The sequence below is a fragment of the Variovorax sp. MHTC-1 genome, assembly GCF_003984645.1.
Lineage (GTDB): Bacteria > Pseudomonadota > Gammaproteobacteria > Burkholderiales > Burkholderiaceae_C > Variovorax.
Genome location: NZ_RWKI01000023.1, coordinates 16,365 through 33,635, shown reverse-complemented (window position 1 = coordinate 33,635; position 17,271 = coordinate 16,365). Strand labels below are relative to the sequence as shown.

The following is a 17,271-nucleotide window of genomic DNA, read 5'->3' as shown; positions in this document are numbered from 1 at the left end:
TCACACTCCCAGCAGGTGGACGGAGGACGCTGCATGGTCGACGCCGGCAATGCCGCCGCCGGTGCATTGGGTCAGGCCGACCTTCGCGCCCTCGACCTGGCGCGCACCGGCGCGGCCTTGCAGCTGCCACATCAGCTCGACCATCTGCGCGACGCCAGTGGCGCCGAGGGGGTGGCCCTTGGCAAGCAGCCCGCCGCTGGGGTTCACCGGCACCCGGCCACCCAATCGCGTGGCGCCGGATTGCAGCAAGGCGACAGCCTCTCCGCGCGGCGCGAGACCCAAGGCCTCGTAGTACAGCAGTTCGGCGATGGTGAAGGCGTCGTGCAGCTCCACCACGTCGAGATCCTGCGGGCCGAGGTCGGCTTGCTCGTAGGCCTGGCGTGCCGCGCGTGCGGTGATCTCGGCATCGAGGATGTCGTCGTCGGCCCGTTCGCGAATGCCCGACACCACCACGGAGGACAGCAGCTTCACGGCCCTTCCCTGCGCCGGACGGCGCGTGCGCAGCACCACGGCGGCCGCGCCGTCGACCTGCGAAGGGCAGCACTGCAGCAGCGTCAGCGGGTCGGCGATCATGCGCGAGGCCAGCACCTCCTCGACGGTGGCCTCGGTGCGCTGCTGGGCGTATTCGTTCAGCGAACCGTGGCGGCGGTTCTTCACCGCGACGGCCGCCAGATCGGCCGGCGTGGCAGACCGTTCGTGCAGGAAGCGCGTGCCGCGCATCGCATACACGGCCGGCAGCACCATGCCCGCCTTCGCGTAGAGCTCGGTCTTGTGGTCGTTGCGCTGCAGCGGGATGGTGCCGCCGCCGAGCGCGGTGAGCTGCTCGATGCCGAACACCAGCACCGTGTCGTACTGCTCGGCCATCATCGCGTGCCGCGCCAGATGCACCGCCGTGGCGCCGCTGGCGCAGGCGTTCTCGACGTTGTAGACCGGAATCCCGCCGAAGCCGAGGTCGCGGACGATGAGCTGGCCCAGGATCATGCCGCCGAGCACGTTGGCGCAGTAGATGGCCTGGATGTCGCGCGCCTCGACGCCCGCGTCGTTCATGGCCTCCAGGATGGCCCGCTGCGCAAGCTCGGGCGCGAGCACGCCGGCGTGGCGGCCGAAGGGCGTCATGGCGCCGCCGGTGACGAAGATGTTTTTCATGCCGAGGCTCCTTCGACCGCCTCGAACACGTAGCCGAACTGCTCGTCCGGCACGGCGCGATAGCGCTCCCCGATGGCCGGGCGTGCCCTGCCCTGCAGCCGGCCGAAGATGCGCACGGGACCCGGCAGGTCCACGTAGCCGAGCGCGTACGGCGCCAGCCCGCTCTTGGCGCCGGGGTGGATGACGGTGAAGCTGTAGACCTCGCCGATCGAGGGCAGCGCGACCGGCGCATGACGTACTGCCAGCGGCGAGGCATCCGGCAGTGCAGGAAAAATCAGTTCGCCGGAATCGACGGCGCGCGATGCAAGCAGGCTGGGATCGGGGTCAGGGCTCCACAGCGGGAAGAGGGCGGTGTACATAGGTCTCCTTGTGACCGACGCCGCGGAGATGGCATCGGGATGGAGCTATGGTTGTCCTTCCGGCGCTCGCCGACAAACGAGTTCTGCGGCGCCTTGGCTTGAGAAAAAATCAACCGACCGACGCCCCGGCCTCAGGCCGCCCGAGTGAGAGGCACCACCGGCGTCCCGCGGTGCACCTCCGATTCGCCGTGCTTCGCCAGCAGCTGCATCAGGTGCTTGCGGATCAGCATGCCGGGCCGGTCGGACTCCATCGAATACTCGACGCCGCGCCGGCGCGTGTCGACCAGCGCATCGGGGTCGGTCGATTCGAGGACGTCCTTGTCCTCGCGCGTGATCTCGGCGTCGAAGTCGATCAGCATCTGCGCCGCGCAGTCGGCCTCGGTGTCGTTGCGGAACAGCCATTGGCACAGCTGCATGCGGCCGTCGTCGATGGGCGTGAAGCAGTTGATGATGATGTGGCGGATGCCCGAGGGGTATTCGATGTCGAGCCGGCGCGAGAAGGGCACGAAGTAGGCGTTGCGCATATGGCGCGTGGTGATCGGGTCGGCGACGCCACTGATGGCGTGGAACCTGGGCGGATTGATCGCCTCGATCAGGGTCTCGGCATGAAAGCCGCTCTCGTTCTCGACCAGCTCGTACCTGCTCGGCTTCGGACTCGCGGCCACGCCGAAGGTGGCGCGGTGCACGAAGCTGAAGTGCGAGTTGTCGAAGGAGTTCTCGAGCGCGCGCATCGGGCTGGTCTGCCACTCGTCGTGGAACTGGAAGATGGTGCGGTAGCTCGGATCGTCGAACTCGGGAACGTGCGGGATCTCCGCGATGGGATCTTCCAGCGCGACCCAGGCATAGCCGTAGCGCGCGCTGCAGTGGTAGGCCGTGGTCCGGTATTCGGGCGAGATCTTGCGATCGGCTTCGTACTGCGGAATGCGGATCACCTGGCCGCTGCGGTCGTAGGTCCAGCCGTGGTAGCCGCACTGGATGGCGCCCTGCGCGCAGGCCTTGCCTCCGGCGTCGACGCACCACCCTTTCGACAACCGGGCGGTGCGGTGGCAGCAGCGGTCTCGCAAGGCAGCGGGTTGCCCGTCGGCATCGAGAAAAAGAACGATGTTCTCGCCCAGCAGCGTGAAGGGCCTGGGCCCCCGTTGCAGATCGGCCAGCGGCATGACGGCATGCCAGAACTTGCGGAAAACGGGTTGCTGCGTGACGAGCATGAGAGCGACTCCTTCGGTTGCGTGAGGACCAACGTGAAAGAGCAATTTCCCGCCTCGGGCGCCGAGGCTGAACGCTTCTACTCTGCGTGTTCGCTTTGCAATTTGCGGGCCTGCCGGCTTGGCATGCGTCCTGCATGAACACCGGCAAGAGTAGAAGCGTTCAGCAGCGCACGCACGAATGCCGTGCGCCCGCCCGGAAATTGCTCTTGGAGTTCCCGGCCGCCCTGGCCGGGTGTTCAAGCCCCGCGATCTCCAGGAGAAGATTCCATGCAACGCCGTTCCTTCATTGCATCCACCGCCGCAGCTGCAACCGCGCTCGCGGCGCCCGCCATCTTCGCGCAGGGCGGCAAGCCCACGCCGCTGAAGTTCACTCTCGACTTCCGCATCAACGGCCAGACCGCGCCCTTCTTCCTGGCCGAGAGCAAGGGCTACTACAGGGACGAAGGGCTGGACGTGGCGATCGACACCGGCGCCGGCTCGGTGGCCTCGATCACGCGCGTTGCAAGCGGCGTGTACCAGGTGGGGCTGGGCGACATCAGCTCGCTGATCGAGTTCAATGCACAGAATCCGGGCACGCCCGTGGTGCAGGCGGTCTATCAGTACTACAACCGTGCACCGTTCGTGATCATCGGCCGCAAGGACCGCGGCATCAACGGCGACTTCAGGAGCCTGCAAGGCAAGAAGGTCGCGGCCGCGGCGGTGGAGTCCACGCGCCGCGCCTGGCCGATGGTGGCGCGCAAGCAAGGCATGCAGGGCGATGCCTTCCAATGGCAGACGACCGACTTCAGCGCGCGCGACAACGTCATGGTGCGTGGCGACGTCGATGCCGCGACCTACTTCCACGATTCCGCGGTCTCGCTCTTCGCGCGGATGAAGCCCGAGGAGCTCTCGGTGCTGAAGTACGCCGATGCAGGCGTCAGCCTCTACGGCAACGCCATCCTGGCGAGCAGCAACCTGATTGCGCAGAACCCGAAAGTCGTGGCGGCCTTTCTGCGTGCCACCAACCGCGCGATCGTCGAGACCTTTGCCAACCCGGGTCCGAGCATCGCGGCGATGCGGCAGCGCGAGCCCATTCTCGATGACAAGGTCGAGCGCGAGCGCTGGGCGATCACGGCGCAGTACGTCGGGGCCGCGGACGTCGCATCGCACGGGCTGGGGGACATCCGCAAGCTCACGCTGGAACAGCAGGTCGACGAGGTGGCCGAGGTCTTCGGGCTGAAGCGCAAACCCTCGGCCGACGCGATCTTCAACGGCTCGATGCTGCCGGCGCGCGGGGAACGTACCATCAAGGCATGAGCCCTCTCTCCCTCCCCAACGAGACTGAACTCGACGAGCAAGACGGCCGCTACCTGCGCAAGGCCATCGTCTGGTCGCATGCGGCGCGCCGCCGCGGCAACCGGCCTTTCGGCGCGGTGGTGGTGTCGGCCGCCGGCGAGGTGCTGGCCGAGGCCTACTGCAACACGGCCGAGACCGGCGACGTCACCGGCCATGCCGAAACCAACGCCGTGCGCGCGCTCGGCGAACGCGGGCTGTCGCGCGAAGAGCTGGCCGGCGCCACGCTCTATTCGTCGGCCGAGCCCTGCGTGATGTGCGCCGGCGCGATCTTCTGGTCGAACATCGGCCGCGTGGTGTTCGGCCTCGACGCCGAGCGGCTGCGCGTGTTCCGCGGCGAACATGCCGACCAGCGCGATGCCGAGCTCTCATGCCGCGACGTGTTCCGCGCCTCGCCGCATGCGATCGAATGCATCGGGCCGGCACTGGTCGACGAAGCGGCCGCGGCGCATGTGGGGGCGTGGAAGGACTGAGCGACCAGGACGCCATCGAACTCCTGTCCAATAGCGGCATGGAAACCCTACAAGACGCAGAACACCGCCTGAACGAGCTGGAGATCAAGGCCAGTTTCACCGAAGACCTGCTGGACCAGTTGAACCTGACCCTCTACAGGCAACAGCAGCAGATCGACAGCCTGATCCTTCAGGTCACGCAGCTTCGGCAGCAGAGTCCTGATTCCGGAGCCGGCGCGACGCGCAATCCGCGCGACGAGCTGCCGCCCCACTACTGAAGCCACAGCCCGATCCGGACCCCTACGCCCATGCCATGGCACGCGCGACTAGCCCTCGCCTACAACCTAGAACATCAGCGCAGCGTCGCACGCTTTCGCCATGAAGGCCCGCTGCGCATCCTGCAAAGCCTCTACCCCGAAGGCGACGCGGTCTGCCACAACGTCCTGGTGCATCCGCCCGGCGGGCTGGTGGGCGGCGACACGCTAGACATCGCGGTGCGCGCCGCGGCGGGCAGCCACGGGCTCATCACCACGCCGGGCGCCACGCGCTTCTACCGCTCCGAGGGCGAGCTCTCGTTGCAGCGCACCGAGCTCGCGCTCGAGGCCGGCGCGCGGCTCGAATGGCTGCCGCTCGAAGCGATCTGCTATAGCGGCTGCCGCGCCGAGAACCGGCTGACCCTGCGCGTTGCCGAAGGCGCCGAGCTGATCGGCTGGGACGTGACGGCGCTGGGCCTGCCCAACGCCGGCAAGCCCTTCGAGCTCGGCAGCCTGCAGCAGCACATCGAGGTGCCGGACGTGTGGCTGGAGCGCGGGCGAATCGATGCATCCGACCGGCGCCTGCTGCAGAGCCCGATCGGCCTGGCGGGCCACCGCTGCCTGGCCTCGATCTTCTTCGTCGCCGGCTCGCCGATCGCGCGTGCGCGGCGCGAAGCGGCGCTCGAAGCCGCGCGTGCCCTGATCGATGCGCACGGCCTGCGCGAGAGCGCCGGTGCGACCAGCCCGCATGCCGAAATCATCGTGCTGCGCGCGCTCGCGCCGGTGGTCGAGCCGGCCATGCAGCTGCTGCGGCAGGTATGGAAGGCATGGCGTGCCGAGCTCTGGCAGATGACGGGTACGCCGCCGCGCATCTGGGCGATGTAGGGGCCGTCAACAGGCCCGAAGCCCCTCCGAACAGGCGCTCGTCCGACGAACCGCGGCCGCGGCGCTGCCTAGACTGCGCCATGCGAAGAAGAAGCTTTCTCGCTGCCGGCGCGGTCGCAAGCACAGGCTGCACGAGCCTTGCGGTGGCACCCGCAGCCTGGGCAGCCGGACCCCAGCCGCTGGGCAGCCCCGGAAAATTCGATTACGCCTGGCTCAAGGGCGTGGCGCGCGAACTCGCTCACCGGCCCTATCGGCCGCACGGCAGGGCGCTGCCCCGCGATGTCGCGGCGCTCGACTGGGACCAGTACCAAGCCATCCGCTTCATGCCCGACCATGCGCTGTGGGCCGACGACAGGCTGCGCTTCCGGATTCGCCTGTTTCATCTGGGGCTGTTCTTCAAGCGGCCGGTGCGCATGTTCGAGCTCGCCGGCGGCCAGGCGCAGGAGCTGGCCTACGACCCTGCGATGTTCGACTACGGCCGAAGCGGCCTCGACGGCGCGCGGCAGCCGCGCGACCTCGGCTTCGCCGGTTTTCGCATCCACGTCGCACCCGACTTCGACAGGGATGTCGCCGCCTTCCTCGGTGCCAGCTACTTCCGCGCGGTGGGCGCCGAGAGACAGTACGGCCTGTCGGCACGCGGCCTCGCAGTCGACACGGCGCTGGGCCGCGACGAGGAGTTTCCGGACTTCACCGACTTCTGGTTCGAGCGGCCGGCGCCGGGTGCAAACACGGTGGTGGTCTACGCAATGCTGGACTCGCCCAGCATCACTGGCGCCTACCGCTTCGCGATCATGCCGGGCGAGCTGCTGATGATGGACGTCGATGCCGCGCTCTACCCACGCAGGCAGATCGAGCGCCTCGGCATCGCCGCCTGCACGAGCATGTTCCAGGTCGGCGAGAACGACCGCCGCATGGCGCGCGACTGGCGTCCCGAGATCCACGACTCCGACGGTTTGGCGATGCACAGCGGCAACGGCGAATGGATCTGGCGCCCGCTCGCGAACCCGGCCACGCTGCGCTTCAGCTCCTTCGTCGACAAGGACCCCAAGGGCTTCGGCCTGATGCAGCGCGACCGCAACTTCGATCACTACCAGGACGACGGCGCCTTCTACGAGAAGCGCCCTTCGCTCTGGGTCCAGCCCAAGGCCGCCTGGGGCGAAGGCGCGATCCAGCTGGCTGAGATACCGACGATGGACGAGACCTTCGACAACATCGTGGCCTTCTGGAACCCGGCGCAGAAGCCGAAGCGCGGGCAGGAGCTGCTGTACGGCTATCGCCTCTACTGGGGCGCCACCGCGCCGGTGCGCCCGGCGCTCGCCACCTGCGTGGCCACGCGCACCGGCATCGGCGGCACGGTCGGGCGCAAGCGGCGGCACTGGTCCTGGCGCTTCGTGGTCGACTTCGCAGGCGGCCAGCTGGCGCGGATCGACCCGAAGACGACGACGGTCGAGCCCGTCATCACCGCGTCGAGCGGGAGTATCGAGCTCAAGTCGACACGCCCGCTCGCATCGGTGAACGGCGTCCGCGCCACCTTCGACGCGGTGCCGCCGCCGCGCAGCGGGCCGGTCACGCTGCGGCTCTTCCTGCGTGCCGACGGCCAGGCCTTGAGCGAAACCTGGCTGTACGAATGGACGCCGCCGGCGCCGGCCGATCGAAAGCTCGCGCCCGCATGACGCCTCTTCACAGCGACATCCCGGCCCGCCTCGACCGCCTGCCCTGGTCGCGCTGGCACTGGCGCGTGGTGCTCGCGCTCGGCGTGGCCTGGGTGCTCGACGGTCTCGAGGTCACGCTGGTGGGCTCGATCGGCGGCGTGCTGGAGCGGCCCGACACGCTGGGCTTGAACGCGGCGCAGATCGGCTGGTCGGGCTCGCTCTACGTCGGCGGCGCGGTGATCGGCGCGCTGCTGTTCGGCCGGCTCACCGACCGGCTGGGCCGCAAGAAGCTGTTCCTGATCACGCTCGCGGTCTATGCGCTGGCCACGCTAGCGACCGCCTTCTCGCCCGACTTCGCCTTTTTCGCGCTGTGCCGCTTTGTCACCGGCCTGGGCATCGGCGGCGAGTACGCGGCCATCAACTCGGCCATCGACGAGCTGATTCCGGCGCGCGTGCGCGGGCGCGTGAACCTGGCCATCAACGGCAGCTTCTGGATCGGCGCGGCGCTCGGCGCCGGGCTGAGCCTGTGGCTGCTCGACCCGCAGGTGCTGGGCCCGGTGTGGGGCTGGCGCGCCGGCTTCGGACTCGGCGCGCTGCTGGCCGTGGCGATCCTGCTGGTGCGGCGCAACGTGCCCGAAAGCCCGCGCTGGCTGATCGCGCATGGCCGGGCCGAAGAGGCCGAGCTCATCGTTGCGGGCATCGAGGCCGAGATCGCTGCGCAGCAGGGGCCGCTCGCACCCGCCGTCGGCAGCGTGCACTTCGGCGACCGCGCGAGCCCGAGCTGGCGCGAAGTCGCGCAGGTGCTGCTCGCGCGCTACCCGCAACGCAGCATGGTGGCGGTGGCGCTGATGCTCTCGCAGGCCTTCTTCTACAACGCGATCTTCTTCACCTACGCGCTGGTGCTGACGCGCTTCCATGGCGTGGCCGAGGGCAAGGTGGCGCTCTACATCTTTCCGTTCGCGCTCGGCAATGTGCTCGGGCCGCTGCTCTTGGGCCCGCTGTTCGACCGCGTGGGCCGGCGCCGCATGATCGCGCTGACCTATGTGCTCTCGGGCGTGGGGCTGGCATTGACCGGCTGGGCCTTCATGCAGGGCTGGCTCGATGCGCGCAGCCAGGCGCTGTGCTGGTCGGCCGTCTTCTTTCTCGCATCGGCGGCGGCCAGCTCGGCCTACCTCACGGTGAGCGAGGTGTTCCCGCTCGAGATGCGCGCGATCGCGATCGCGATCTTCTATGCCGTGGGCACCGGTGCCGGCGGCTTCGTGGCGCCGGTGCTGTTCGGCGCCTTGATCGAAACCGGCAGCCGCGGCGCGGTCGCCATCGGCTATGCGATCGGCGCGGTGCTCGTCATCGTGGCCGGGCTGCTCGCGCTGCGCTGGGCGGTGGACGCGGAGCGCAGGCCGCTCGAGGACGTGGCGCCACCGCTGGGCTCAATGCCCGGCAGGGGCGACGGCTGAGAGCGGCGGCTTGGCCTGGTCGTGCGACAAGGTCGGATGGCCGGCCTCGATCCACGCTTCGAGCCCGCCGGCGAGCGGCCGCGCCCGCACGAAGCCGCGCGTCATCAAGGCCTGCGCGGCCAACGCGGCCGACACCTCGTTGGGGCAGCTGCAGTACAGGATGATCTCGCGCCCCCTGTCCTCGAAGGGCAGTTCCCCTCGCCGCTGCTGCAAGGCCTTCAGCGGAATCGGCAGCGCGCCCGGGATGCGTCGCGGATCGACCTGGATGCCGGCCTCGCCGCGCACGTCGACGACGAGCGGTGGTGCCTCGCCGTCCATCAGGGCAAGCAGTTCGTCGATGGTTGCGCGCGGCATCCTGGTGATGCGGAGCATGGCGCGGCGGCGCCACCAGCGCAGCGCCAGCATGGCCGCCAGCACGACCACCAGCGCCGCGGTCGCGGCGCTGCCGGCATTGGCCAGCGCCTCCAGCACCGCCTCGATCTGCTCGCGGAACAGCCAGCCCAGGCCCAGGAACACGCCGGCCCACAGCAGCGCGGCCGCCGTCTCGAAGACCAGGAAGCGCGGCGTGGACATGCCCAGCGCACCGGCCATCGGCGGCGCCACCACCGAGACGCCGGGCACGAACTTGGCGGCCACCAGCGACAGGCCGCCCCAGCGGCCGATCAGCGTTTCACTGCGCCGCACGCAGGAGTCCGGCGAGATCGAGATCTTGCAGAGCAGCCGCATGAAGCGGTAGCCGTAGGTGCGGCCGGTGTAGAACCAGACGCCGTCGCCCAGCACGTTGGCGAGCACCGCGGCCAGCACCATGCCGACCAGCAGCCCCGGCTCTGCCACGGCCGCGAGGCCGCCCGCCACCACCAGCACCGGGGCGGCCGGCACCGGCAGACCGAGGCGGGCGGCGAAGCTCACGACGAATACCACCGCGATTGCGTGGTCGACCATCAGCGCGATCAGTTGCTGCATGCCCGGAGCGTAGCGCCAACCGGGCGCCGCCGTGGCCGCGCTCAGATCGCGACCAGCTGCCGCACGCCCTGCGCTTCCATGTCCTTGCCGAGGCCGCGCGCGATCACCTCGCCGCGCTCCATCACGAGGTAGTCGTCGGCCAGTTCCTGCGCGAAGTCGTAGTACTGTTCGCACAGCACGATGGCCATGTCGCCGCGCTCGGCCAGCATGCGGATCACGCGGCCGATGTCCTTGATGATGCTGGGCTGAATGCCTTCTGTCGGCTCGTCGAGGATCAGCAGCTTGGGGTTGGGCGCCAGCGCGCGCGCGATCGCCAGCTGCTGCTGCTGCCCGCCCGAGAGATCGCCGCCGCGGCGCTTGAGCATCTGCTTGAGCACCGGGAAGACTTCGTAGAGCTCGGGCGGCACGGGCGTCGAGCCCGGCCTGTAGGCCAGGCCCATGCGCAGGTTCTCCTCGACCGTGAGGCGCGCAAAGATCTCGCGGCCCTGCGGCACGAAGCCCATGCCGGCGCGGGCGCGGTCGTAGGGCGTCTTCTTGTGGATCGGCACGCCGTCGAATTCGATGCTGCCGCTCTTGATCGGCACCAGGCCCATCAAGGCCTTGAGCAGCGTGGTCTTGCCGACGCCGTTGCGGCCGAGCAGCACGGTGACCTTGCCTGCGGTGGCTTCGAAGCTCACGTCGCGAAGGATGTGGGAGCCGCCGTAGTACTGGTGGATATTTTTTACCTTGAGCATGCGTGGGGTCTCGGTATTACTCCCTCTGGGGGGTGAGGGTGAGGGCACTTCGGCGTCTGGTTTGCACGTTGCGCTTGATTTCGAGGCTGGAGCCGGGAATTCGCCCCGGCGGGCGACCTACTTTCTTTGTCTCGCCAAAGAAAGTAGGCAAAGAAAGGCGACCCCACTGTGCGTGTCCCTCCGCTTCGCTGCGGGCAACCTGCGGTGCTCGCTTCAGGCGGGGTCCGCGCAAACTCGCCTGCGGCTCAAACACGCGCGGCCCTTTATCCGCCTGAAGCTGCGCTCCTCGGCACGCCCAGAGGGGATTGAACTCCAACGCGCCATGGCGCGTACTTGGGCTTTTGGTTGTTGGATGTTCGGGCCGCCGAGCGAAGCGAAGGCCTGTCCCCGTTCCCCTCCCCTCTGGCCGCGCCGAGGAGCGCAGCTTTTCGCGGATCAGGGCTCGCGATTGTCTGAGCCGAAGGCGAGTTCGAGCGAGACCCCGCGAAAAGCGAGCACCGCAGGTTGCCCGGAACGAAGTGGAGGGTCGCAGACAGTGGGGTCGCCTTTCTTTGGTTACTTTCTTTGGCGAAGCAAAGAAAGTGACTCGCCCGCCGGGGCGAATTCCCGGCTCCGGCGCCCAACAAAGCGCAGCGCACAAATCAAGGGCCGGAGGGCCCCCACCCCAACCCTCCCCCAGCGGGGGAGGGAGCAAGACCGCGCTACCGGCCAAGATAGACCTCGATCACCCGTTCATCGGCTTGAACTTCGTCGAGTGTGCCCTGCGCCAGCACCGACCCGTCGCACAGCACCGTCACGATCTCGGAGATGGTGCGGATGAAGCTCATGTCGTGCTCCACCACCATCAGCGAGTGCTGGCCTTTGAGCTTGAGGAAGAGCTCCGCCGTGCGCGCGGTCTCCTCGTCGGTCATGCCCGCCACCGGCTCGTCCAAGAGCAGCAGCTTCGGGTCCTGCATCAGGAGCATGCCGATCTCGAGCCACTGCTTCTGCCCGTGGCTCAGGTTGCCCGCCAGGCGCAGCACGCTGCCTTCGAGATGGATGGTGTGCAGCACCTCGGCCAGCCGGTCGCTTTGCGCCGAATCGAGCTTGAACAGCATCGAAGCCTTCACGCCTTTGTCGGTCTTGAGCGCGAGCTCGAGGTTCTCGAACACGGTGAGGTGCTCGAACACCGTCGGCTTCTGGAACTTGCGGCCGATGCCGAGCTGCGCGATCTCGGCCTCCTTGTGGCGCAGCAGGTCGATGGTGCTGCCGAAGAACACCGTGCCTTCGTCGGGCCGGGTCTTGCCGGTGATGATGTCCATCATCGTGGTCTTGCCGGCGCCGTTGGGGCCGATGATGCAGCGCAGCTCGCCCGGCGCGATGTCGAGCGAGAGCTTGTTGATGGCCTTGAAGCCGTCGAAGCTCACGCTCACGTCCTCGAGGTAGAGGATGCGGCCGTGCGTGATGTCGACCTCGCCCGCCGCGGCATGGCGGCCATAGCCGGCTTCGCGTCCGCCCGATTCGGTCAGGCTGGCGTGCGCGCCGTGGCTGTGCCGCGCGATGCGCTCCGCGCCTGCGTCCATCAGGTCGGGCGTCACGCGCGGGCTCCCTTCGTTTCCACCGCCAGCGGCGCGAGCGCAGAGGGCTCGACGCCCTGACCGGCGGCCATGGCGCGCTGCGCCTCGCGCCGGCCTTCGCCCGGCGTCTTCTCCCTGGACGCCCATTTCCTGACCAGGCCCACGATGCCGTTCGGCAGGAACAGCGTGACAGCAATGAAGAGGGCCCCGAGGAAGTAGAGCCAGTACTCGGGGTAGGCCACCGTGAGCCAGCTCTTGGCGCCGTTGACGATGAAGGCGCCGATGATCGGGCCGATCAGCGTGGCGCGGCCGCCGACCGCGGCCCAGATCGCGATCTCGATCGAGTTGGCGGCGCTCATCTCGCCGGGATTGATGATGCCCACCTGCGGCACATAGAGCGCGCCGGCCACGCCGCACATGACGGCCGAGATGACCCAGATCGTGAGCTTGTAGGGCAGCGGGTTGTAGCCCGAGAACATCACGCGCGACTCGGCATCGCGAATCGCCTGCAGCACGCGACCGAACTTGCTCGCGACCAGCCACTTGGCGAACAGGAAGAAGCCGACCAGCGTGAGGCCGGTGAGCGCGAAGAGCGTCATGCGCATCTCCTGCGTCGCGATCGGCACGCCGAGGATGCGCTTGAAGTCGGTGAAGCCGTTGTTGCCGCCGAAGCCGGTCTCATTGCGGAAGAACAGCAGCATCGCGGCGAAGGTCATGGCCTGCGTGATGATCGAGAAGTACACGCCCTTGATGCGCGAGCGGAAGGCGAAGAAGCCGAACACGAAGGCGATCAGGCCCGGCACCGCGACGATCAGCACCAGCGTGGCGACGAAGCTGTCGCTGAAGGTCCAGTGCCAGGGCAGCGTCTTCCAGTCGAGGAAGACCATGAAGTCCGGCAGATCGCTCTTGTAGTTGCCATCGCGGCCGATCTGGCGCATGAGGTACATGCCCATCATGTAGCCGCCGAGCGCGAAGAAGAGCCCGTGGCCCAGCGAAAGGATGCCGGTGTAGCCCCAGATCAGGTCCATGGCCAGCGCGCAGATGGCGTAGCACATGATCTTGCCGACGAGCGCCACCGCGTAGTCGCTCATGTGCAGCGGGCTGCCCGCGGGCACCAGCAGGTTGAGCACCGGCGCCAGCGCGCAGACGGCGATCAGCGCGACGAAGAAGGCGGTCCAGCCCTTGCCGCTGAGAAGCGGGCCCTTGGGGGGGAGAGTCACGGAGTTCATAGCGGCAGCAAACAAAACGCACGCGCGGGCCAGTCGGGGAACACGGCGGAGCCGGCTTTGCCGGGCCGCTGGTTTTGCCCCCTCGAGGGGGTGCAGAGCCACATGAAGTGGGCGAGGCTGGGAGTGGTCATGCCTCGGCGCTCCGCCCTTTCATTGCGAAGATGCCCTGCGGCCGCTTCTGGATGAAGATGATGATGAAAACGAGCACTGCGATCTTCGCGAGCACCGCGCCGGCCCAGCCTTCGATGAACTTGTTGAGCACGCCCAGCCCCATGGCCGCGTACACGGTGCCGGCAAGCTGGCCGACACCGCCCATCACCACCACCATGAACGAATCGACGATGTAGCTCTGGCCGAGGTCGGGGCCGACGTTGCCGATCTGCGAGAGCGCGCAGCCCGCGAGCCCCGCGATGCCCGAGCCGAGCGCGAAGGCATAGGTGTCGATACGTGCCGTGTTCACCCCCATGCAGGAGGCGATCGGCCGGTTCTGGGTGACGCCGCGCACGAAGAGGCCCAGACGCGTGCGACCGATGAGCCAGCCCATCGCGAGCAAAACCAGCCCCGCGAAGATGACGATGCAGATGCGGTTCCAGGGCAGCGTCACGTTGCTCAGCATGGTGAAGCCGCCGCTCATCCAGGCCGGGTTCTCGACGCCGACGTTCTGCGCGCCGAAGAGCGAGCGCACCAGCTGCTGCAGCATCAGGCTGATGCCCCAGGTGGCGAGCAGGGTTTCGAGCGGGCGGCCGTAGAGGAAGCGGATCACGCCGCGCTCCAGCACCGCGCCGACCAGCGCCGAGGCCAGGAAGGCAACCGGAATCGCGGCCACCAGGTACCAGCCGAATGCGGCTTCGGGCATGTAGCGCTGGAAGATGCCCTGCATCACATAAGTCGCGTAGGCGCCGATCATCATCAGCTCGCCGTGCGCCATGTTGATCACGCCCATCAGCCCGTAGGTGATGGCGAGGCCGAGCGCGGCCAGCAATAGCACCGAGCCCAGGCTGATGCCGCTGAAGACCGCATTGATGCGGTCGCCCCAGACCAGCGCGCCGTCGATGCTGCGGATCGAAGCGTCGATGACCGCCTTGACCTCGGCGTCGGTCTCGTCGGCAAGCCGCTGGTTGAGCAGCAGCTTGGTGTCGGGATTGCGGCTCTCGCCGAGCGCCTTGGCCGCGGCGATGCGCTTGGCCTTGTCGGCGCTGCTCAGCATGCTGGCGGCGCGCACCAGCTCGAGCCGGGCCTTGATCCCTGCGTTGGTCTCGGCGGCCAGCGCCTTCTCGACCAATGGCAGGCGCGACTCGTCGGGCTCCTTGAAGAGCGCCTGCGCCGCCTCGGCGCGCACCGCTTCGTCCGCGCTCGTGAGCTTGAGCGCGGCCTGCGCAGCATCGAGTGCGCCGCGCATCAGGTTGTTGTTGATCACGTCTTCGGCGTTCTCGGGCAGCTTCTGCTCGGCGCCGCTCACGGGGTCGTAGGCCTTGTCGTCCTTGATGACGAACACCTTGTCCTCGGTGTACTTGACCGCATCGTCGGCCATGGCCTGAATGAAGGCCGAGGTCTTCTCGTCGGCCGTGGCGACGGCCTTGTTGAGCGCGGCGATGCGGGATTCGGAATCGCCCGAAGCGATGGCCTTCGCTTCGTCGGCGGTCAGTGCGTGAGCGGGGAGCGCAGCCAGCAGGAAGACCGCCGCCACGCATGAATAGATAGAGCGCATAGAAAAGTGCACGGCGTTCTCGATTCCAGGAACACCGCGGATCCGGCTTTGCCGGTCCGCTGGTGTTGCCCCCGGTAGGGGGTTGGCGTAGCGACACGAAGTGCGCGCAGCCTGGGGGCGAGCCTATTACAGAGATTTCCCTGCCGGCTGGTCCGGCTTCTTGTCGTTGCCTTCGATGTACGGGCTCCACGGCTTGGCCTTGACCGGGCCGGGCGTCTTCCACACCACGTTGAACTGGCCGTCGGCCTTGATCTCGCCGATGAACACGCTCTTGTGCAGGTGATGGTTCTTCTCATCCATCTTCGAGACGATGCCCGAAGGCGCGGTGAAGGTCTGGCCCGCCATCGCCGCGATGACCTTGTCGGTGTCGGTGCTCTTGGCCTTCTCGACCGCCTGCTTCCACATGTGGATGCCGATGTAGGTGGCTTCCATCGGGTCGTTGGTGAGCGGCTTGTCCTTGTGGCCGGCGATGTTCTTGGCCTTGGCGTAGTCGCTCCACTGCTTGATGAAGGCCGTGTTGGTCGGGTTCTTGATCGACATGAAGTAGTTCCATGCGGCCAGGTGGCCCACCAGCGGCTTGGTGTCGACGCCGCGCAGTTCCTCTTCGCCGACCGAGAAGGCGACCACCGGCACGTCCTTGGCCTTCAGGCCGGCGTTGCCGAGCTCCTTGTAGAAGGGCACGTTGGAGTCGCCGTTGATGGTCGACACCACCGCCGTCTTGCCGCCCGCGGAGAACTTCTTGATGTCCGCCACGATGGTTTGGTAGTCGCTGTGGCCGAAGGGCGTGTACTTCTCGTCGATGTCGCTGTCCTTCACGCCCTTGCTCTTGAGGTAGGCGCGCAGGATCTTGTTGGTGGTGCGCGGATAGACATAGTCGGTGCCCAGCAGCACCCAGCGGCGGGCGCCGCCGCCGTCCTTGCTCATCAGGTAGTCGACCGCCGGAATGGCCTGCTGGTTGGGCGCGGCGCCGGTGTAGAACACGTTCTTGCTGAGCTCTTCACCCTCGTACTGCACGGGGTAGAACAGGAGGCCGTTCATTTCCTCGACCACCGGCAGCACCGACTTGCGCGACACCGAGGTCCAGCAGCCGAAGATCACGGAGACCTTGTCCTGCCCGAGCAGCTGCTTGGTCTTCTCGGCGAAGAGCGGCCAGTTGGAGGCCGGGTCCACCACCACGGGCTCGAGCTTCTTGCCGAGCACGCCGCCCTTGGCGTTGATCTCGTCGATCGCCATGAGCACGGTGTCCTTGAGCACGGTTTCCGAGATCGCCATCGTGCCCGACAGCGAATGCAGCACGCCGACCTTGATGGTGTCGGCCGCGAAGGCCGGCACGGCGGAAAGGCTGGCAAGCGCCACGGCGGCGGTGAGCGCCTTGAGGGTGAAACGACGTTGTTGCATGAAGACTCCTTCTCCTGGTGGTTGGAACGATGGAGGGGAGTCTGCGGAATCGGCCACGCAGCGGGAATACGCCGGGTGGCGTACGGGGCTCAGCTGAAGAACGCCCTCCCGTAATTGATCGGCGCATGATCCGCCAGGTCGCGCAGCAGCACGGCGCCGCGCCGCCAGGCATGGTCGATGACGTAGCGGGCGCGGCCCTGCCTGCGGTCGGCTTCGATGAAGCCGGCGTCGGGCTCGGGCATCAACTCGCCGGCGCAGCTGATGTAGCTGGTGGGCCCTGCATGCGCATAGATCGAGAAGGCAGGCGGCAGCTGGGTCACCAGGTCGCAGCCGTCGACCAGGCGCACGATCTCGACGCCGGCGAGCGCCGCGACGAATCCGGCGTTGCCCACGCGCGGCGAGCCCAGCGTGACCAGCAGGGCCGGCGGCAGAAGGCTCGCGATCAGCGTCGCGAGTGCGCCGCCGAGGCTGTGGCCGGCGAGGATCAAGGCGCTGCGGCCGGCAGCCTCGTCTTCGGCCCACGCGCGCACCGCTGGCCACAGGGCGCGCGCGGTACGCGCAAAGCCTGCGTGCACGCGGCCACCGGCTTCGGGCCAGTCGACCTGGTGCGCCTGCAGGTTGGTCGCGAGGTGGCGGATCTCGTCGGGCTGCGTGCCGCGGATTGCGAGCAGCGCGCTGCCATCGGCATGCAGGGCGCCGAAGGCGAAGCCATGGCTCTCCGCGTGAACGATGAGCTTCGGTGCGCCGAAGCCGGCGTGGCGCAGCGCAGCGCTCAGACGTTGCCGCTCGGCTTCCGAAGTCTCGGCGCGGTAATAGGCGAGCCGCGCCGCCTCGACGGCCCATTGCGTGGGCGTGTAGCTCCCGCCGGGCTCGAACAGCGTCTCGCGCCGCTCGGGCGAATAGAGCGCGGTGCGATTGGGGTCGTACGGAACGGCGGGCAT

General features: G+C 68.0%; 16 protein-coding genes. 6 read left to right on the top strand and 10 right to left on the bottom strand.

The window, feature by feature from the left end; translation table 11 throughout:
• From EJI01_RS24530 to EJI01_RS24520, 3 genes are all read right to left on the bottom strand, one after another.
• Entirely contained in the window at positions 1-1,146 is a 1,146-nt protein-coding gene (locus EJI01_RS24530; protein WP_126839737.1) for a thiolase family protein, read from the bottom strand.
• The gene (locus EJI01_RS24525; RefSeq protein WP_126839736.1) at positions 1,143-1,505 is read right to left on the bottom strand and encodes a Zn-ribbon domain-containing OB-fold protein; all 363 of its coding nucleotides are present in this window, start codon (positions 1,503-1,505) and stop codon (positions 1,143-1,145) included. Before EJI01_RS24525 ends, EJI01_RS24530 begins: the two co-directional genes overlap by 4 nt.
• Before the next feature lie 131 nt (positions 1,506-1,636).
• Positions 1,637-2,713, bottom strand: coding sequence for a Rieske 2Fe-2S domain-containing protein (locus tag EJI01_RS24520; protein ID WP_126839735.1), 1,077 nt, complete (start codon positions 2,711-2,713; stop codon positions 1,637-1,639).
• Between the two features lie 267 nt (positions 2,714-2,980).
• Here EJI01_RS24520 and EJI01_RS24515 point away from each other — a divergent pair, with 267 nt between their 5' ends.
• The 6 genes from EJI01_RS24515 to EJI01_RS24490 all read left to right on the top strand — a co-directional run bounded on the left by EJI01_RS24515 (position 2,981) and on the right by EJI01_RS24490 (position 8,742).
• Positions 2,981-4,009 (top strand): ABC transporter substrate-binding protein, encoded by a 1,029-nt coding sequence (locus tag EJI01_RS24515; RefSeq protein ID WP_126839734.1) that lies wholly within the window; start codon positions 2,981-2,983, stop codon positions 4,007-4,009.
• Positions 4,006-4,518, top strand: a complete 513-nt coding sequence (locus tag EJI01_RS24510; RefSeq protein WP_126839733.1) for a nucleoside deaminase — start codon at positions 4,006-4,008, stop codon at positions 4,516-4,518. Before EJI01_RS24515 ends, EJI01_RS24510 begins: the two co-directional genes overlap by 4 nt.
• Positions 4,519-4,556: 38 nt before the next feature.
• Positions 4,557-4,775 (top strand): SlyX family protein, encoded by a 219-nt coding sequence (locus tag EJI01_RS24505; protein WP_126839732.1) that lies wholly within the window; start codon positions 4,557-4,559, stop codon positions 4,773-4,775.
• Between the two features lie 30 nt (positions 4,776-4,805).
• On the top strand, positions 4,806-5,636 hold the full coding sequence (locus EJI01_RS24500; protein WP_126839731.1) for an urease accessory protein UreD: 831 nt from the start codon (positions 4,806-4,808) through the stop codon (positions 5,634-5,636).
• Positions 5,637-5,716: 80 nt separating this feature from the next.
• Positions 5,717-7,309, top strand: coding sequence for a glucan biosynthesis protein (locus EJI01_RS24495; protein ID WP_126839730.1), 1,593 nt, complete (start codon positions 5,717-5,719; stop codon positions 7,307-7,309).
• Complete coding sequence (locus EJI01_RS24490; protein WP_126839729.1) at positions 7,306-8,742, top strand: MFS transporter; 1,437 nt, start codon at positions 7,306-7,308, stop codon at positions 8,740-8,742. The genes EJI01_RS24495 and EJI01_RS24490 overlap by 4 nt, the downstream gene beginning before the upstream one ends.
• Here EJI01_RS24490 and EJI01_RS24485 read toward each other — a convergent pair.
• The 7 genes from EJI01_RS24485 to EJI01_RS24450 form a co-directional block, all read right to left on the bottom strand.
• The gene (locus tag EJI01_RS24485) at positions 8,716-9,705 is read right to left on the bottom strand and encodes a VTT domain-containing protein (protein ID WP_126839728.1); all 990 of its coding nucleotides are present in this window, start codon (positions 9,703-9,705) and stop codon (positions 8,716-8,718) included. The two genes, EJI01_RS24490 and EJI01_RS24485, sit on opposite strands and share 27 nt — an antisense overlap.
• A gap of 41 nt (positions 9,706-9,746) precedes the next feature.
• Complete coding sequence (gene urtE / locus EJI01_RS24480) at positions 9,747-10,439, bottom strand: urea ABC transporter ATP-binding subunit UrtE (RefSeq protein ID WP_126839727.1); 693 nt, start codon at positions 10,437-10,439, stop codon at positions 9,747-9,749.
• Positions 10,440-11,140: 701 nt separating this feature from the next.
• Complete coding sequence (gene urtD, locus EJI01_RS24470; RefSeq protein WP_126839726.1) at positions 11,141-12,016, bottom strand: urea ABC transporter ATP-binding protein UrtD; 876 nt, start codon at positions 12,014-12,016, stop codon at positions 11,141-11,143.
• Positions 12,013-13,224, bottom strand: coding sequence for an urea ABC transporter permease subunit UrtC (urtC, locus tag EJI01_RS24465; protein ID WP_126839725.1), 1,212 nt, complete (start codon positions 13,222-13,224; stop codon positions 12,013-12,015). Before urtC ends, urtD begins: the two co-directional genes overlap by 4 nt.
• 127 nt (positions 13,225-13,351) lie before the next feature.
• Complete coding sequence (urtB, locus tag EJI01_RS24460; RefSeq protein WP_126839724.1) at positions 13,352-14,932, bottom strand: urea ABC transporter permease subunit UrtB; 1,581 nt, start codon at positions 14,930-14,932, stop codon at positions 13,352-13,354.
• Positions 14,933-15,058: 126 nt separating this feature from the next.
• The gene (gene urtA, locus EJI01_RS24455; protein ID WP_126839723.1) at positions 15,059-16,330 is read right to left on the bottom strand and encodes an urea ABC transporter substrate-binding protein; all 1,272 of its coding nucleotides are present in this window, start codon (positions 16,328-16,330) and stop codon (positions 15,059-15,061) included.
• An 89-nt stretch (positions 16,331-16,419) separates the two neighbouring features.
• Complete coding sequence (locus EJI01_RS24450) at positions 16,420-17,271, bottom strand: lipase family protein (RefSeq protein WP_126839722.1); 852 nt, start codon at positions 17,269-17,271, stop codon at positions 16,420-16,422.

Excerpts from the sequence above, each read along its gene's own strand:
- EJI01_RS24530 (WP_126839737.1), bottom strand. The coding sequence starts at position 1,146 with ATGAAAAACATCTTCGTCACCGGCGGCGCCATGACGCCCTTCGGCCGC.
- EJI01_RS24525 (WP_126839736.1), bottom strand. The coding sequence starts at position 1,505 with ATGTACACCGCCCTCTTCCCGCTGTGGAGCCCTGACCCCGATCCCAGC.
- EJI01_RS24520 (WP_126839735.1), bottom strand. The coding sequence starts at position 2,713 with ATGCTCGTCACGCAGCAACCCGTTTTCCGCAAGTTCTGGCATGCCGTC.
- EJI01_RS24515 (WP_126839734.1), top strand. The coding sequence starts at position 2,981 with ATGCAACGCCGTTCCTTCATTGCATCCACCGCCGCAGCTGCAACCGCG.
- EJI01_RS24510 (WP_126839733.1), top strand. The coding sequence starts at position 4,006 with ATGAGCCCTCTCTCCCTCCCCAACGAGACTGAACTCGACGAGCAAGAC.
- EJI01_RS24505 (WP_126839732.1), top strand. The coding sequence starts at position 4,557 with ATGGAAACCCTACAAGACGCAGAACACCGCCTGAACGAGCTGGAGATC.
- EJI01_RS24500 (WP_126839731.1), top strand. The coding sequence starts at position 4,806 with ATGCCATGGCACGCGCGACTAGCCCTCGCCTACAACCTAGAACATCAG.
- EJI01_RS24495 (WP_126839730.1), top strand. The coding sequence starts at position 5,717 with ATGCGAAGAAGAAGCTTTCTCGCTGCCGGCGCGGTCGCAAGCACAGGC.
- EJI01_RS24490 (WP_126839729.1), top strand. The coding sequence starts at position 7,306 with ATGACGCCTCTTCACAGCGACATCCCGGCCCGCCTCGACCGCCTGCCC.
- EJI01_RS24485 (WP_126839728.1), bottom strand. The coding sequence starts at position 9,705 with ATGCAGCAACTGATCGCGCTGATGGTCGACCACGCAATCGCGGTGGTA.
- urtE (WP_126839727.1), bottom strand. The coding sequence starts at position 10,439 with ATGCTCAAGGTAAAAAATATCCACCAGTACTACGGCGGCTCCCACATC.
- urtC (WP_126839725.1), bottom strand. The coding sequence starts at position 13,224 with ATGAACTCCGTGACTCTCCCCCCCAAGGGCCCGCTTCTCAGCGGCAAG.
- urtB (WP_126839724.1), bottom strand. The coding sequence starts at position 14,932 with ATGCGCTCTATCTATTCATGCGTGGCGGCGGTCTTCCTGCTGGCTGCG.
- urtA (WP_126839723.1), bottom strand. The coding sequence starts at position 16,330 with ATGCAACAACGTCGTTTCACCCTCAAGGCGCTCACCGCCGCCGTGGCG.
- EJI01_RS24450 (WP_126839722.1), bottom strand. The coding sequence starts at position 17,271 with ATGCCCGCCGTTCCGTACGACCCCAATCGCACCGCGCTCTATTCGCCC.